This is a genomic window from Burkholderia ambifaria AMMD, from assembly GCF_000203915.1.
Lineage (GTDB): Bacteria > Pseudomonadota > Gammaproteobacteria > Burkholderiales > Burkholderiaceae > Burkholderia > Burkholderia ambifaria.
In genome coordinates this window covers 1773681-1789302 of record NC_008391.1, presented here as the reverse complement: position 1 = coordinate 1789302, position 15622 = coordinate 1773681, and the positions used below count along the sequence as shown (strand labels likewise).

Genomic DNA, 15622 nt, shown 5'->3' with positions numbered 1-15622 from the left:
GCGGTATCGGAAGTGCGGGCGCGCAGCCCGCTTTTTTTGAAGGCATTGTTTCTGTCATTACAGAAACAACAGTAAATAGAGGATGAAAATGAACGAGGCCCTGCTGTCGATCCGCCGGCATGCCGCACCGTGGAGTGCGACATGAACATCCTCGTCTGCGGCGCGAACGGGTTCATCGGGCGGGCGTTGTGCGCGCGGCTGGAAGCCGGCGGCCATCGCGTGCTGCGCGGCGTGCGGCATGCGGTGGGCCCGCACGATGTCGCGATCGACTTCGCGACGGACGTCGACCCCGACGCGTGGCTGGCCCGGCTGGACGGCGTCGACGTCGTGATCAATGCGGTCGGGATCCTCACCGACCGGCGCGACGCGACGCTCGACACCGTGCATCGCGCGGCGCCCTGCGCGCTCTTCACCGCATGCAGCCGCGCCCGCGTGCGGCGCGTGATCCAGATCTCGGCGCTGGGCGTCGAGCGCGGCGACACGCCGTATTTCGCCAGCAAGTACGCAGCCGACACCTTTCTGCAGACGCTGCCGCTCGACTACCGGATCGTGCGGCCCGCGCTCGTCTACGGCGCGGCCGGCACGTCGGCACGGTTCTTCCGGATGCTCGCGAGCCTGCCCGTGCACGCGTTGCCGGAAGGCGGCCATCAACGGCTGCGCCCGGTGCACGTCGACGATCTCGCCGAACTCGTCGCGCGACTCGTCGTTTCGCCGGCGGCCGGCAATTCGGTCATCGACGCGGTCGGCGCTGATGAAGTCGAATACCGCGAGATGCTGAGCGGCTATCGCGCCGCGCTGGGCTTCCCGCCGGCAGCCCGCATTGCGCTGCCGGGCCCGCTCGTCGGTGCGGCGGCCGCGCTGGTCGGCACGCTGCCGGGCGCGATGCTGACCCGCGATACATGGACGATGCTGCGCGGCGGCAACACCGGCGATCCCGCGGCGTTGGCGGCCGTGCTCGGCCGGCCGCCGCGCGGCCTGCGCAGTTTCATCGGCGCCGACGCGCTCGCGCTGCGCCGCGACGCGCTCGCGATGTGGCGGCGGCCGCTGCTGGTCGGCGCGCTTGCGATCGTGTGGATCTGGACGGCCATCGTGAGCGCGTTCGTCCACCCGCAGAGCGACAGCCTTGCGATGCTCGCCCGCGCACACCTCACCGGGCTGCCCGCGCTGATCGCCCTTTACGCCGCCTGCGCGCTGGACTTCGCGTTAGGGGTGGCGACCATCGCTGCGCCGTCCCGCCGTCTGTGGGCCGCGCAAGGTGTGCTCATCGTCGCGTATTCGGCCGTCATCGCGGTCACGATGCCCGGCCTGCTGGCCGAACCGTTCGGCCCGGTGATCAAGAACGTGCCGATTCTCGCGATCCTGTTGATCCTGTTTTCAGAAGAAGAACGACCATGAATACCTATCTCGTCATCAAGGCGCTTCACATCCTGTCTTCCGTGCTGATGGTCGGCACGGGCTTCGGCACCGCGTTTTACCTGTTCTTCGCGAACCGCACGCGGTCGGTGCCCGCGATCGCGGCCGTGTCGCGGCTCGTGGTGCGCGCGGACTGGTGGTTCACGACACCGGCCGTGATCTTCCAGCCGGCGTCCGGGCTGTGGCTCGCGCATACGGCCGGCTGGCCGTGGCATACGCCGTGGCTCGTCGCGTCGATCGTGCTGTATGCGATCGCGGGCGCGTGCTGGCTGCCGGTCGTGTGGCTGCAGATCGAGCTGGCCGCGTTGGCGAACCTCGCGCATGCGAACGGCGAAGCCACGCTGCCGGCGCGCTACTGGCGCTATGCGAAGCGCTGGGAGCTGCTCGGCTATCCGGCGTTCTTCGCGATGCTGACGGTCTATTTCCTGATGGTGCTCAAGCCGATGTAAGCGGTGCGGCGGGCCGCGAACGCCGATCTCGCGTGCGGCCCTGTCGATTTACGCGCGCTCGTGTATAAATTCGACGGGAGCGCGTTCGGGCCGTTTCGGGCATCCCGAACGCTTCGCATTCGACCTCACAAGGAGCCTGCATGCTGCACATCCTCGGCAAGATTCCGTCCATCAACGTGCGCAAGGTGCTGTGGCTGTGCACCGAACTCAACCTGCCGTTCGAGCAGGAAGACTGGGGCGCGGGCTTTCGCACGACCAACGACCCGGCCTATCTCGCGCTGAATCCGAACGGCCTCGTGCCCGTCATCAAGGACGACGGCTTCGTGCTGTGGGAGTCGAACACGATCATCCGCTATCTCGCGAACCGTTACGGCGGCGACGCGCTCTATCCGGCCGAGCCGCAGGCGCGCGCGCGGGTCGATCAGTGGATCGACTGGCAGGGCTCGGACCTGAACCGTTCGTGGGTCGGCGCGTTCCTCGGCCTCGTGCGCAAGTCGCCCGAGCACCAGGACCCGGCGGCGATCGCGCAGTCGATCGCGGGCTGGACGAAGCATATGCAGGTGCTGAACGCGCAGCTCGAAGCGACCGGCGCGTTCGTGGCCGGCGACCACTTCACGCTCGCGGACATTCCGATCGGCCTGTCGGTGAACCGCTGGTTCGGCACGCCGTTCGAGCATCCGGACTTCCCGGCGGCGAAGCGCTATATCGAGCGTCTGGCGACGCGCGAGGGCTTCAAGCAGTACGCGGGCAGCGCGAACCCGTAACGCGTCGCAAGTCGCGCGCGGAGCGGGCGGGGTGGTGTGGCCGCCGCCGCCGCGTCACGTCACGTCAGGTCGGGTCACGAGCCGGATGCCGGTACGGCGTCGAGCACGCGCGCGAGAAACGCTTCGTGGTTCCACGCCGATTCCGGCCGCGACAACCCGAGCCGCACGACCACCAGCTCGCGGCTCGGCACCACGCTCACGAACTGGCCTTCATGACCGACCGCATGAAACGCGTCGGCGGGCATCGCGCTCGCATGCGGATCGCGATCGTTGAACGGCTCCGGCACCTTCACCCAAAGATGCGCGCCGAATTCCTGGTGCGTTGATTGCGGCGTCGCGCGCGTCAGGTAGCGCACCCAGCCTTCCGGCAGCAGCCGCTGCCCGTTCCACACCCCGTCCTGCAGCAGAAGCTGCCCGAAGCGCGCCCAGTCGTGCGCACTCGCATACAAATAAGACGGGCTGCCGAGCGTGCCGGCCGCATCGGGCTCGAACACGGCGCTGTGCATCCCGAGCGGCTCAAACAGCGCACGGCGCGGAAACGCGAGGTAGTCGGCCTCGGTGCCGCCCAGCGCTTCGCGCATCACGCGCGCGACGATCGCGCTCGTGCCGCTCGAGTAGTACCACTGCGTGCCGGGCTGCGCGACGAGCGGCTTGGCCGACGCGAAGCGCGCGGTGTCGGGCTGCGTGAACAGCATCACGGCGACGTCGGACAGCGGGTCGTCATAGTCTTCGTTGAATTCCAGGCCGCTCGTCATCCGCAGCAGCTCGTCGAGCGTGATCGCCGCGCGTGCATCGCCGCTGGCGCGCCATTCGGGCAGCAGCGCCGACGCATCCGCCGACAGCTTGTGCTGCGCGACGAGCACGCCGGCCAGCGCGGCCGTCACGGTCTTCGTCATCGACCAGCCGGGCAGCGGCGTGTCGGCCGTGAAGCCCGGTGCGTAGCGTTCGGCGATCACGTGGCCGCGCCACATCACGACGACGGCACGGGTGCGCCGCGGCCGCGCCGGATCGGGTTCGTCGAACGCGCGGTCGAGCGCGATGTGCAGCTTGCGTGCGTCGATGCCGGCGGGCGGTGCGGCCGGCGCGGCATCGTTCACGGATGGGGGATCGGCGACGGGCGGCAGCGAGGCCGGTAGCATGCCGGGCGACGGCCCGAGCGCGAGCGTGCAGCCGAGCCCGGGCCGGAAATCCGCCTCGCGTCGCGCGAAACCGGCGAACGTCGCGACCGCGCGGTGATGCTCGGGATCGAGTGACGGGCGCACCAGTTTCAGCAGCGGATGCACGCCGGCCATGATGTCGACGTCGATCACCGATGCTGCCGGACGGCCAGACACGAACACGCCGGAACACAGCGCCTTCGCCGCATAGCCCGTCGCGATCGGAGCGAGCCGCGACAGCATGTAGCCGGTGTAGCCGAGCGCGGCGACGAGCGCGATTGCGACGCCGCGCAGGATCAGCGATTTGAAGGGGATCGTCATGCGCGAGCGTCCTCGGTGGCGTGCCGGCCGGCAACGATCCGGCAGTGTCGCAGGTTCGGGCAAGCGGTGGCAATCGCGGGGGAGTGACGACGCCGGGGGCGGCGTCGCTCGGGCGATATGCTGGCCGGCGTATGCGAATCGCGTGTGTCGCATATGTCGAACGCGCAGGTTCGCGCCGACAAGTTGAAATCCGACCGGCCGTCGGCCGATAATCGTCCGGCATCGTTCCCAGTCAAACCGCCCATCGAACAATCGGAAAACGCCATGTCCTACGACAACAACAACCCGTTCGCCAGAATCCTGCGCGGCGAACTGCCGTGCGTGAAGGTCGCCGAAGACGACGCAACCCTCGCGATCATGGATCTCATGCCGCAGGCCGACGGTCACGTGCTCGTGATCCCGAAGGAGCCGGCCGCGCAGATCTTCGAGCTGTCCGGCGATGCGGCCGCGGCCGGCATCCGGATGACGCAGCGCGTCGCGGCGGCCGTGCGCGCGGCGCTCGGGCCGGACGGCGTGTTCATCGGCCAGTTCAACGGCGCGGCGGCGGGCCAGACGGTCCCGCACGTGCATTTCCACGTGATCCCGCGCTGGGAAGGTGTCGAGCTGCGGCTGCATGCGCGCGACATTGCCGACGCGGCCGCGCTCGAATCGGTCGCGCAGCGCATCCGCGAACGTTTCGTGTAACGCGTGTCGGGCTCGTCATGCGGGGCGGCGCCAGTGCCCGTGGGCTGTCGCGCCGCACGCACCTGTTTCAGCGGTCACGCGACGTAACACGTGTAACCGGTCGCGAAACTCGTCCCGCCGGCCCCGGCGCTAGACTCCGCGCATTGCCGTATCGAGCGACAGGAACGTCGGATCGCGCCGTCGTGTCGGCCGTCGCGAGATGCAATGTGTCCTCTTCGCCGGGAATCGAGCCATGTACAAAATTCTCATCACGTTTGCGCTGATCGCCGGCCTGTCCGGCTGCTACGTCGCGCCGCCTTACGGCTACGCACCCGCGCCGGTCTACTACGGCTATGCGCCCGCGTACTACGCACCGCCCGTCAGCGTCGGGATCGGCGGCCACTTCCGCATTCGCTGACCAGCCGGCGGGCGCGGGGCTGCCCCGCACGTCGATCACGTCGATCGGCAGCGACGGCCGACGCCGGCTCGCCGCTTCTTGCAACAACGTTCCGCGCGCCGCATGACGGCGCGCGTGCGCATCGGCCGCCCGGGTTCCTATACTTCACAGGAAAACCCACCCCGGCGAGGCAGCCATGGCCGTTACGCGCAAGGTCGCAATCGTGTCGAGCGTGTCCGCGCTCGTCTACCTCGGGCTCGCCGTGCTCGGCATCGGCGGGTTCGCCGCCTTCTTTTCGCACCCGCAACTGACCGTCATCGCCGTCGCGACGCTCGCGCTGGCCGCCGCCGCGTTGTTGACCGAAGGCAACCTGAACGCCGGCGAACGCGAGGACCGCGACAACCGCTGGGTGCTTCCGGCCTTCGCGGCCAGCGGGTTTCTGCTTGCTTATGTGCCCGCGCTGACCGACCGGCTCGACGTGTGGACCTTCGGCGGCGATACGGTGCGGTGGATCGGCGTGGTGCTGTATGTCGCCGGCGGCATGCTGCGCCTCTGGCCCGTGTTCGTGCTCGGCAAGCGCTTCAGCGGGCTGGTCGCGATCCAGCCGGGCCACACGCTGGTCACGGACGGCATCTATCGCAGGATCCGAAATCCGAGCTATCTCGGCCTGATCGTGAATGCGCTCGGCTGGGCGTTCGCGTTCCGATCGGGCGTCGGGCTGCTGCTCGTCGCGCTAACGATGGTGCCGCTCGTCGCGCGCATCCGTTCCGAGGAAGCGCTGCTGCGCGCGCAGTTCGGCGCCGAATACGACGCGTACTGCGCGCATACCTGGCGGCTGCTTCCGGGCGTGTATTGACCCTCGTTCACCATCGGAAAACCGACTGGCGCCCCGCGGCGCGCACCGATGTGTTGCCACCTGTGTCCGAACGCCCGCCGTCGACGCTTCCCGTACCGTCCCCGCGACCGTTCGCTCGTTGCGCGAGCCTTTACCGGCGGGCCTTGGCGGCGATTTCGGCAAGCCTTTCCGAGTCCCGTTTCGGTAAACAACTTGTTACGAGAATGTCGACTGCAACGGGGCTCGACCGGTGCTATTCTTCGCCGCAAGCTCATTGAAATGAATTGGTCCGGGATTCGGCACAATGCTGGTCTCCACGTCGATCGATTCAGATCGTCGTATCGAGCGGACCTTCAATAACCAGATTGCGAACAAGGAAGAATACGGGAATGTGGAAGAAAATTGCCCCCACTCTCGTCGTCGCCGTGCTGACCGGCGCGACCGCATTGCCGGCAATGGCCGGTGACCTGAACAATGCCCTTGGCGGCGCGCTCGGCGGGGTTGCCGGCGCAGCGGTCGGTGGCGCGGTCGGTGGCAGCACCGGCTCCGTCATCGGCGGCGCGATCGGCGGCGGCGCAGGCGGCGCAGTGACGTCGAACCGTCGCGAGCGCACCGGCGCAATCATCGGCGGCGCCCTCGGCGGCGGCGCGGGTACCGCAGCCGGCAACGCAATGGGCGGCCGCACGGGCGGCCTGCTGGGCGCGGCCGTCGGCGGTGGCGCAGGCGCGGCGCTGGGCGGCAACATGTCGCGCAGCTCGTACGAGCGCGATCACGGCGATCGCGGCTATCGCCACCGCAAGCATCGCCACCACCGCGACTGGGACTGATCGCCGCGGGCGCGGCACGGTGCGCGACTTGCGCACCGGCATGCGCGACGCGTCGGCATCCCATTCGACAGTCGGCCCGGCGGCCTCAGCCGGGCCGCCGTCGCCGGCAAGACCGGCGGCTTCATTCCCTTCCGCAGTTCATGCCCGGCCCCGCTCGACGGGTTGGCACATTCCCTCCCGCTGTACCTTTCCCGCTGATAGACGACATCGCCAGTTGCATTGACATGCAATCTGGGGCTCGGCTCGTCCGTGATCAGGATTTCCCTGACGCACCGAACGCGCGCGACACGCGTGCACCGGCCCTCGCGGGCGCTACCGGGTAGTGCGAAATCGAATGGATGTCATCGCAACATTTAATTGGTCGATCGAAATCGACTTCGCTATCGTCAACGCTGCTCGCGTACGGAATCGAACCGTGCCGTCCCCCGTGCCCCGCCGCATGACCGCGAGTGTCCGCGGCCCGGCCGCCGGACTCACAAGCATGGGTCGCCCCGCCCGCTGAACCGGGCGGACCCGTCGCGAAGCCTGGCCGACCGAACGAAGGCGCCCGCGCTTTCAAGCCACCCCGGCAACGATGTCCCGCCGCCGCATGCGCGCCCCACGCGCGTGCCGCGCTTGGCCGTTGCGACCCGGGGCCGGACCAACCCATTGCCTGGATGCTTTATGTCTAAGACAACGTATTACGCGCCGCATGGCGGCCACCCGCCGCAGACCGATCTGCTGACCGATCGCGCGATGTTCACCGAGGCGTACGCGGTCATTCCGAAGGGAGTGATGCGCGACATCGTCACGAGCTGGCTGCCGTTCTGGACCAACACGCGCCTGTGGGTGATCGCGCGTCCGCTGTCGGGTTTCGCCGAAACCTTCTCGCAGTACATCGTCGAAGTGAACCCGGGCGGCGGCAGCGACAAGCCCGAGCAGGACAAGAACGCCGAAGCCGTGCTGTTCGTCGTCGAAGGCGAGGCGGAGCTGACGTTGCAGGGCAACAAGCACACGCTGAAGCCGGGCGGCTACGCGTTCATTCCGCCGGGCGCGGACTGGACGCTGCACAACGTCAGCGATGCCGCCGTGCGTTTCCACTGGGTGCGCAAGCACTACCAGGCCGTCGACGGCATTGCGCTGCCCGAAGCGTTCGTGACCAACGAGCAGGACGTCGAGCCGATCCCGATGCCGGGCACCAACGGCGCATGGGTGACGACGCGCTTCGTCGACATGAGCGACATGCGTCACGACATGCACGTGAACATCGTGACGTTCGAGCCGGGCGGCGTGATTCCGTTCGCCGAGACGCACGTGATGGAGCACGGCCTGTACGTGCTCGAAGGCAAGGCCGTCTATCGCCTGAACCAGGACTGGGTGGAGGTGGAAGCGGGCGACTTCATGTGGCTGCGCGCGTTCTGCCCGCAGGCGTGCTATTCGGGTGGCCCTGGGCGTTTCCGATATCTGCTGTACAAGGATGTGAACCGTCACATGAACCTGACGCTGAATCCGGGGCGGTGAGCGTCGCGCAAGTCGGATAGGAAAGCCCGCCGGTGGGAGTCGGCGGGTTTTTTCGTTTCAGGTGTTTGTGGATTTTCGGGGGGAGGGCGCTTGTCGACCCGAAGCGGTCCCTCGCATTTCTCAAGATCGGTCGTTGGGACGGCGTGTGGTGGGATGATCGCGCTATCGCTTCTGCCACCTAGCGTACGCGTCAGTACCCATGGCATCGAAGTTCGGCATTTCGCCGACCCACACATGCTGAAAGAAGTCCAAACAATGACTCCATGACGATGTGTCGGGATCGGATTCAATCCAGCGCGAATATCCCAAGTGCTTCCAATCTAACGACCTGTCGTCATTGCAGCGCCAAAGGACCTCTTGTGCGATTGCCTCGCACCAAATCAAAGCGTGGTCTGCTGAGTCCGCCGCGATGAAAACACCGGTCGTAGATTCATAGTCTTCGACCACTCCACGCTCGAATAGCTGCCGTGGCTCAGGCTCGTGGTATTGAAAAATGACGAGGAATTCGCGTGTCATGTCGCAGAAGGTTCGTTTAACGATAGTCGCCGCCCGTTGCCGCTGATTGTCGACGAATCCGGCACATACGTCGACCGTCCGCTCGTGGCCGGCAGTACGCCTTCACTAATCTGACCGGAAAGCTGCCGGTGAAGACTACAGCGTCGGTTCCGTGGAAGGGGCACGGAACCGGTGCTCTCGGCCACTACTGTCGCCTCAAATCCGCCGGCCTGTGCCCAATAGACGCAATTCTCGCGGCCGGCGAGCACCGCTGCTTTGCGTTGAGACAACCGAGAGCGTCTGAAGGTGCTGACGCATGCCGCAGACCGACGCAACAAGCACGAGAGTAGAATCCGCAGCCTAACGAACCGATTCTCATGCTTGCACCATACGTAGCGAGTCAGTCGAAATAAGCGCGCGTCCGAAGGCTGCCGTTACGAAGGGCCAAACTTAACCGAAGACGTGCGCAAGTTCGAGCTAGGGAGTCAAGGGAACCGGATTGTTCCAAGCTCCATCGCTATTGGAGTGAAAGAACCGTATGTCCCTGACACCAATATCCGAAAGGACTCTATGTGCGTGGTCGCAGTAGGTCTGCATGCCGTCATACACGGAAACAGCGATCCGCTTCGGAGCGGCTTCTCCTATCCGTTTTAGAATATGTTCCTCTTGTTTCGCGATGCCCCAACCATAAATCACTAGTGACTCACCGACTTCGCTTAACGGACCATCGTACACGCTTCGGAGGTAGTTCGACTTCGAGATAGCTTCGATTTTTTGCTTAGACGTACCGTCACAAACAAAAATCGGCGCACAAGTCCCGGTATTCCAGGCATCAATGATTGAGTTCAACAAATCCTGCGAAACAGCCAATATCTTCTGTTCGTCAAGAGACATTGTCATGCCGAGCGCGATATTGCCATGCGGATAGCAGAAAATGGTCGGATTTTCGATGCCGCCATATGATTCTCTATACATCGCCCAGTTGTCAGCGAAAACGCTTCGGTTGAATCCGTCCTTGAAATGATATCTGCTCCCCAGATCGTCATTTCCGAACTGTGCCGCCCAATAGACGATGAGATCGTAGTTTAACGATATGACAGTTCGAAATTGCCGCATGAACTTGTAGATGGGCGAAAGGGACGCCTTGGCGTCTTCATAGGACACGTGCACCCTTTGGACCGTCTTAATCAAGGCACCACGTACCGCCGAGTAGGCGTCGTCCACCTCCTTCACGGCAATGCCCAACGCGGTATTTACCTGTTTCGTCTGCCACAGCCGGCGAAGCACGAGTTCAAAATCGTTCGTTTCAAACTTCGTGAAGACGTCCTGTACCGCAGCGTCGATAAAGCGATGCACTTGTGCCGCTTCGTATAGGCCCCTGTATCCGAATTCGCCGTGTACTGCAACGCTGGCTCCATTTCCGACCAACAAAGTTTCTGAGAAGTCTCCGGCAATGTCCAGCCAATCAAAGATTTTATGAGTCATAGATTAATCTCTTTTCAAACAAACTCTCGCCCCGGGATTGTAGCGCGGGGGACAGCTTCGACTGTGAGTAATTGCTAATGGAGGCCTCGGAAAGAGCAGAAGGGCTCGGATAGTATTGCCTGCAGACTGGGCGCAGGGTTCGCAGCGTAGACCTTCCATAGGCTTTGAGGTTGCACTCAGTGACGCGACCCGTTCACGAAACGATCGCCGTGCGCCGCATATTGATCGTCGTTGGTCTGTTTTCTGTTCGACAGTTGCCGCTACCATCGCATCAGTCCACCCTCCGCAAAGGTGATGAAGGAGCATTCGCATTCGATGACCGGGTGGCCGGTTACGTAGCGGAGCCGACGCGCGAACGTCCGACGCGATGGCGTATGTGAACGTCGCTTTGTGGCCGGAAGTCGCCGGTTGGCGCTCGGTGCGGCTCGACCGGCGGTAGGCGACCCGATTCGGCCGTTCGATATTTCATCAAAGCAACGGCTGCTTTTGCGTTGGTCAACCGCCGTCCAGATGTCCAGATCACTCCGGGCAGTGCCAGTTCAAATGCAACCGCCGCAAACTATCGACCGAAAATATCGTTCAAGCCGCCAACGAACACATCCTTGATTTTTTGACGAAAAACATCACCAAAGTCAGAGTTGGTCGTCTCCGTACGCCAGATAATCTGAGGCTCACCCGTCCGATCTTCTGAGAAGACAGAGATGATGAGTTCGTCGGAAACGATTTGAAAGTCAAACGTAGGCCGGAACCGAGGATATGAAGTACCCGGAGTGTCAAAACCCATGTTCAGCCAAGAGTGACGCGGTTCAGATTTATAGAATCCCGTTTCTATCCCCGACAGATGGTTTCCAATCTCTGCCTCGACCTGGTTCCGGACCAGGCGTATAGCGTTGACAGCCTCATGTATCTTCATGATATAAGTGCGGTTCTGTTCCGCACCTTGTGCCTCCAGCCTCTTTCTGATTTCTGAAAGGACCTCCCCGGCTGCCGGGGTTGGCTTATTTTCCATAATTCGTTTCAGCTCCTGCCTCAGTTCTCGCGCAGACTGGAATCTGCTATTCAACAGCGGGGAAAAACCACGGTCAAACAAAGCAAGCGTTGAAAGCGTCCAATCGTTGGCCACGGCGCGGATACTTTCAGATGCTCCTGGACGCTGGTGCGGTCGACGCCCGGTCTCAGATTCTTCTAACACGCTCGGGTTTTTCCCCGTTAATACGTAAAAGAGAATGCCTACTACAAACGTAACGTCACTCCGTTGGTCCCGTTTATTAGGACTGTCCGGCGCCAACTCATTAAGCCGTAGGAAACAGTTGCCGAGCTCTTGAGCATTATCAGTGGCGTGGACACCCTCGTCTTGCGGCTGCCAAGCGAGTCCAAATGAGAAATGGAATTCCAGGGTGTTTGTACGTGGAAAGAGCCACCGCCTCCCGATACATGCGAGCGCGTCGCTCGGGGTCGTTTTGACTCTTCAATACCTTCAAAAACGCCACATCACCCGTGCGGGCCACTGGCCACGCCTCGCCTTGGCCGCCACCTTTCTTTTCGCCCGTCGCCTGCCAGCCGGCCAGCTTCCAGGTGAGCTGGCCGCTCCACACGTTGTTCACCATCGCCTCGCCCATGCTAGTCGTAATATTTGGTCATGAAGTCGCGTACATCGCGCAACATTGATTCCACATCCGATTTCTCGAATTCGTCCCACTTGCCATGTGCAGCACTGTTCCGAAGATCGGCAATCGCAGTGATTCTTTTCTGCATGAGCTTTGAGTATTTTCCCTTCTTTGCCAATTCGGAATTCATCCAATCTAGCTTTGCTTTATCCGGTAACGTCACGTCGTTTGCCAAGCAGAGTTTTCGCAGACCATCCTCTAAGACGCTTCCAGCAAGGACAGCCGCCGGCTGAAAATAGCCTGCCTCCAATAGGTGCTCTGCTTGGCCCAAGAACTCATCAAAGACCTCTGCTTCGATAAGCGTCTTAATGCTGAAGATGCTTCCAGATTCGTAGTCGTCCTTCGCCGCAAGTAGAACCCCGAAAGCTTGATCAACATTCGCCCACTTAGGGTATTCCGGGAACTGTTCCTTGACGCGTTGATAGTGGGCGCTGTTTTCCCCTAGCACTCTGGACAGAAGGTTAAGGCAACTTGTGAGCCATTGGTTTGCAAGTTGAACGTCAACGAAGTCACCGGTTAAAAAGCCGGGCGTGGGAGAGCGCCGAGTCGCTAGTACACGCTTGCCCAACTCGACCAATTCGTCCAAGCGGGAAATAATTTTGGAGTCGACAGTCACGAAAGCTCCTCGTAATTCTGATTAGGGAGGATCACACGCACGCTAAATTAGCGCAAAAAATTAGATTATCCGCCAACGTACGCCCCCCCGGATTCTGCGCATGTTGCCGTCCACCGAATCGGACCGGCCGCTTGCCGGTGCGAGGCAGTCGGTCCACCGTCCGATAGCCGAGCGCAGCGAACGACGCTTGTTGGCCGGTCGGGAACATCCGCGTCAGTCACCCAGCTGCCGATCTCAGCCGGGTTGAAGGTGCTGGCACTCCGTTTCGAACCAATAGTCGACCAGGCGCTGTGCCGCTTGTAGATCATCCGGGTAGTAGGGATCGTCATACCACGGTGACGGGTCGTAGCCCGCTTTCCTCAGGGCAGCGAGTTCGCTCTGGTGTTGCGCCATCGTAGGGGGCGCGTTTGTCCTGAGCGCCGCTAGGTCGCGGCATTCTGTTGGAGTGAGGTGCGGCCCGCTATACGGCATGCCGCCAGCGGCACAGCCGGCGAGCAAAATCATCAGAGCCGGAAGTATTGACCGTGTTCTAGGTAGCTTTCTCATAGTACTTGTCCTTCCCAACGATCGCGTCAGCACGCCCAGTGGCATGCCGCCGCTGCGGCCGGCGTCTCGTCGTCAAGTCGTTTGACCTTCGCCGCTGCGCGTGGACGGAAAATGCTCGCCTTCCACATCCGTCACTTCGAAACCGGAGCCACCGTCGCCTACTTTCACCACCTTGTAGATGCCAGACGTCCGGACCTTCTCGCCGGGTTTGTGCTGTTCGGCCATGCGGTTGATCTGCCTTACGAACAGCAAGCATTGTTCCGGCCTGGCTATCGCAGCAGTAGGTCCGCGAAGCGCGCCGCGAATGGATCACGCGAGGTCCGCACCAGCTTGTCTCGGTCCTCGAAAGTCTCTCTTCGACCCACAACGGTCATGCATCGTTCTGGACAGGGGGCATTCACTCAAGCAATTGACACCGCCTGACCACGCGAAGCCGCAACACTACAAATCGGACGAGTAGCTTACTCGTAGATCTTGCCTGCCATCAAAATGTCAGCGGCGCGGCGCCAAGGATTTTCCGACGATGTGTAATATTTCAATCCCTTCGTGGACGCATTTGCCCATGCGCACGAGGCCTCCAGGAAGGAGCCGATGGAACCATTTTCCCAGCCCAATGCACCACTGGAATAGGGTGATGAAGGCGTGGTTGCTTCGATTTCTGCTTCAGTGAACCAGTCGGTCGCGAGATGCGCCAGAAATTCCACGAAGGAGCGCTCATCGGAAACTTGCTCCAGTGCGTCTCTTAGCTTCGTCGCCATTTCGGTTTTCAACTTGTGTTGTTTGTGTTCCATGCTGCGCCTTTTCTCGCCCAGGGGATTCGTCCTTTTCTCATCTGACTTCGATGCTCTGAACGTGGCTGTCGACAACTTGTTCGATGAGCCAGCGTCGTGAAATATCGGTGCAGATCGATGGCCGCTCCAGTGTTGGAAAATGCCCGCAGCCTTCGAGCGACTCGAATCGAGCATGTGGCATTATCTTGGCAATATGAAGGCCGACATCAACCGGAACGAAGCGGTCTGCCTTGCCCCATATGAGAAGTGTTGGAATCGTGCTCGTTGCGAGCGTCGACCACCGGTCCGAGCGGGTCAACGTCGCATCGGATTGTCGCGCAAACATGTCCGATCCGGTATCGCGAGCCATTTGAACGAACGCGGCTCTCGACCCGACATCTTCAGGGGGAATGGCGCTTTCGGCGAACTCCGCGATCACTTGCTCATGCTACCCCGTCCGAATCCTCCGGCTGGTGGCGCGAACTACGTCCGGATACGGATGTGCCCCCGGCTGGCAGTTCATCAACCAGATTCCACGTACACGTTCGGGCGCACGCGCCAGCACTTCCATCGCGAGGCAGCCACCGTAGGCCGTGCCTGCGATGATGAATGGGCCGTCAATGGAAAGAAGCAAGCTCTCAGCACTTTCCGCGAACGTAGGATAGGCAAGCACATGAACAGACGGCGCGACCAGATCGCTCAACCTTTCGAGTTGATCCCCATACATGCGTCCGTCGCACGGCATTGCGGGCAAAAAGACGAGCGGTAGTGTCATGACTACTTCCGAGGAAAGGCCAGACGGCGGCGGAGGCGGGTTCGCGACCTCGCGCAACTAAGCGAGGCCTCGAAGATTGTCGACGATTTCAACCGGTTCGTCGACTGACCACTGATGGCCGAACTCGGCCGACCGCCGCCCAGCGCACGCCACCGGCGCAGATCGACCCACTACCATCATTGACCCTACGAAAACCAGACGTCCGAATTAACGGTCGGCCGGCACCCGCTCGAACACTGGGTAAGCCTGATCACTTTGCTTGCCGGTATCGATGCAGCACACCAACACTGAGCGGTTCACTTTGGTTTGGTCATCCGGCAGGACGACGGAAACTACCCTGCCCGAGCTCAAAGTTATTTGGCTCGCCTTAGCACGACCTCTCCCGAGCCGCCTCCGGAGGCTGCAGGCGTCGTCCATCTAAGCTCATCTCCCGAGAGGACAAACGGTCTGCGCTGCTCGACCCCATTCCAGTTTGGGAACGTGCTCGCATCTATGTGAAAGGTGATGGTTTTGTCTGCTTCGTTGACGACGTATGTACCAAAGTGGGCAATCGAGCCTTGCACTACGGCGCGATATTCCTCCGCACTGCCCTTCATTCGATCGTTGGATACGTACTTGGGCAAGTCGCTGCGCGAATTCACCAGCGCGTAGTGCCCATGGCCGTCAAAGATCACCAGACCGTGGGGATGGGGTCCGTACATTGGTGTGCGGCTGCCATCCGGGCGGACAGTATCGACCGAGACATACGTCCATGCGCCGGCCAGTTGCTCGTCCAGTGACTGTTGGCTCAACGCGACGCCGGATTGAAGCACGAGTCCCAGAAGCACCAGTCGCAAAACGGTGGGGACGATGTGGATGTGATTCACGGCTCTTCTCCTCTCGGAAAGCAACCCATAACGACAAATATAGGATGCAAGCAAGGAAAGACAGGGGCAATCCTAC

18 protein-coding genes are annotated in these 15622 nt (G+C 62.2%); 8 read left to right on the top strand and 10 right to left on the bottom strand.

Features of this window, described 5'->3' with window-relative positions; all coding sequences use genetic code 11:
- Window positions 1-141: 141 nt before the first annotated feature.
- The 3 genes from BAMB_RS23990 (at window position 142) to BAMB_RS23980 (ending at window position 2626) form a co-directional block, all read left to right on the top strand.
- Window positions 142-1395 carry an SDR family oxidoreductase gene (locus tag BAMB_RS23990; protein ID WP_011659743.1) on the top strand — a complete coding sequence of 418 codons (1254 nt, stop codon included), beginning with the start codon at window positions 142-144 and terminating at the stop codon, window positions 1393-1395.
- A complete protein-coding gene (locus BAMB_RS23985) occupies window positions 1392-1862 on the top strand; it encodes a DUF2269 family protein (protein WP_006750625.1) in 471 nt (156 codons plus the stop codon). The genes BAMB_RS23990 and BAMB_RS23985 overlap by 4 nt, the downstream gene beginning before the upstream one ends.
- 140 nt (window positions 1863-2002) lie before the next feature.
- Window positions 2003-2626: a glutathione S-transferase family protein gene (locus BAMB_RS23980; RefSeq protein ID WP_011659742.1), complete on the top strand. Its 624-nt coding sequence runs from the start codon at window positions 2003-2005 to the stop codon at window positions 2624-2626.
- A 74-nt stretch (window positions 2627-2700) separates the two neighbouring features.
- On the opposite strand, the gene BAMB_RS23975 is transcribed toward BAMB_RS23980, so the two are convergent.
- Window positions 2701-4104 (bottom strand): serine hydrolase domain-containing protein, encoded by a 1404-nt coding sequence (locus BAMB_RS23975; RefSeq protein WP_011659741.1) that lies wholly within the window; start codon window positions 4102-4104, stop codon window positions 2701-2703.
- 264 nt (window positions 4105-4368) lie between these two features.
- On the opposite strand from BAMB_RS23975, the gene BAMB_RS23970 reads away from it, so the two are divergent.
- From BAMB_RS23970 to BAMB_RS23955, 5 genes are all read left to right on the top strand, one after another.
- Entirely contained in the window at window positions 4369-4788 is a 420-nt protein-coding gene (locus tag BAMB_RS23970) for an HIT family protein (RefSeq protein WP_006760790.1), read from the top strand.
- Between the two features lie 232 nt (window positions 4789-5020).
- The gene (locus BAMB_RS35520) at window positions 5021-5185 is read left to right on the top strand and encodes a hypothetical protein (RefSeq protein ID WP_011659740.1); all 165 of its coding nucleotides are present in this window, start codon (window positions 5021-5023) and stop codon (window positions 5183-5185) included.
- 175 nt (window positions 5186-5360) lie between these two features.
- Entirely contained in the window at window positions 5361-6020 is a 660-nt protein-coding gene (locus BAMB_RS23965) for a methyltransferase family protein (protein ID WP_011659739.1), read from the top strand.
- A 368-nt stretch (window positions 6021-6388) separates the two neighbouring features.
- Window positions 6389-6826, top strand: a complete 438-nt coding sequence (locus BAMB_RS23960; protein ID WP_011659738.1) for a hypothetical protein — start codon at window positions 6389-6391, stop codon at window positions 6824-6826.
- Between the two features lie 663 nt (window positions 6827-7489).
- Window positions 7490-8326, top strand: a complete 837-nt coding sequence (locus BAMB_RS23955) for a bifunctional allantoicase/(S)-ureidoglycine aminohydrolase (protein WP_011659737.1) — start codon at window positions 7490-7492, stop codon at window positions 8324-8326.
- 972 nt (window positions 8327-9298) lie between these two features.
- Here the strand turns inward: BAMB_RS23955 and BAMB_RS23945 are convergent.
- The 9 genes from BAMB_RS23945 to BAMB_RS23935 all read right to left on the bottom strand — a co-directional run bounded on the left by BAMB_RS23945 (window position 9299) and on the right by BAMB_RS23935 (window position 15546).
- A complete protein-coding gene (locus BAMB_RS23945) occupies window positions 9299-10306 on the bottom strand; it encodes a DUF4917 family protein (RefSeq protein ID WP_011659736.1) in 1008 nt (335 codons plus the stop codon).
- Between the two features lie 559 nt (window positions 10307-10865).
- Window positions 10866-11498 (bottom strand): hypothetical protein, encoded by a 633-nt coding sequence (locus BAMB_RS35515; RefSeq protein ID WP_127456209.1) that lies wholly within the window; start codon window positions 11496-11498, stop codon window positions 10866-10868.
- Between the two features lie 428 nt (window positions 11499-11926).
- Entirely contained in the window at window positions 11927-12589 is a 663-nt protein-coding gene (locus BAMB_RS23940) for a HEPN domain-containing protein (RefSeq protein ID WP_011659734.1), read from the bottom strand.
- A 234-nt stretch (window positions 12590-12823) separates the two neighbouring features.
- Complete coding sequence (locus BAMB_RS34340) at window positions 12824-13135, bottom strand: DUF4148 domain-containing protein (RefSeq protein WP_082089671.1); 312 nt, start codon at window positions 13133-13135, stop codon at window positions 12824-12826.
- A 72-nt stretch (window positions 13136-13207) separates the two neighbouring features.
- Window positions 13208-13360 (bottom strand): hypothetical protein, encoded by a 153-nt coding sequence (locus BAMB_RS35510; protein WP_166488189.1) that lies wholly within the window; start codon window positions 13358-13360, stop codon window positions 13208-13210.
- A 236-nt stretch (window positions 13361-13596) separates the two neighbouring features.
- Window positions 13597-13926 (bottom strand): DUF7660 family protein, encoded by a 330-nt coding sequence (locus tag BAMB_RS34335; RefSeq protein ID WP_011659733.1) that lies wholly within the window; start codon window positions 13924-13926, stop codon window positions 13597-13599.
- Window positions 13927-13963: 37 nt separating this feature from the next.
- The gene (locus tag BAMB_RS35985) at window positions 13964-14344 is read right to left on the bottom strand and encodes an alpha/beta fold hydrolase (RefSeq protein WP_227739328.1); all 381 of its coding nucleotides are present in this window, start codon (window positions 14342-14344) and stop codon (window positions 13964-13966) included.
- Between the two features lie 9 nt (window positions 14345-14353).
- Complete coding sequence (locus tag BAMB_RS35980) at window positions 14354-14680, bottom strand: alpha/beta fold hydrolase (RefSeq protein ID WP_227739326.1); 327 nt, start codon at window positions 14678-14680, stop codon at window positions 14354-14356.
- A 353-nt stretch (window positions 14681-15033) separates the two neighbouring features.
- Window positions 15034-15546 carry a lipocalin-like domain-containing protein gene (locus BAMB_RS23935; protein WP_011659732.1) on the bottom strand — a complete coding sequence of 171 codons (513 nt, stop codon included), beginning with the start codon at window positions 15544-15546 and terminating at the stop codon, window positions 15034-15036.
- Window positions 15547-15622 lie beyond the last annotated feature (76 nt).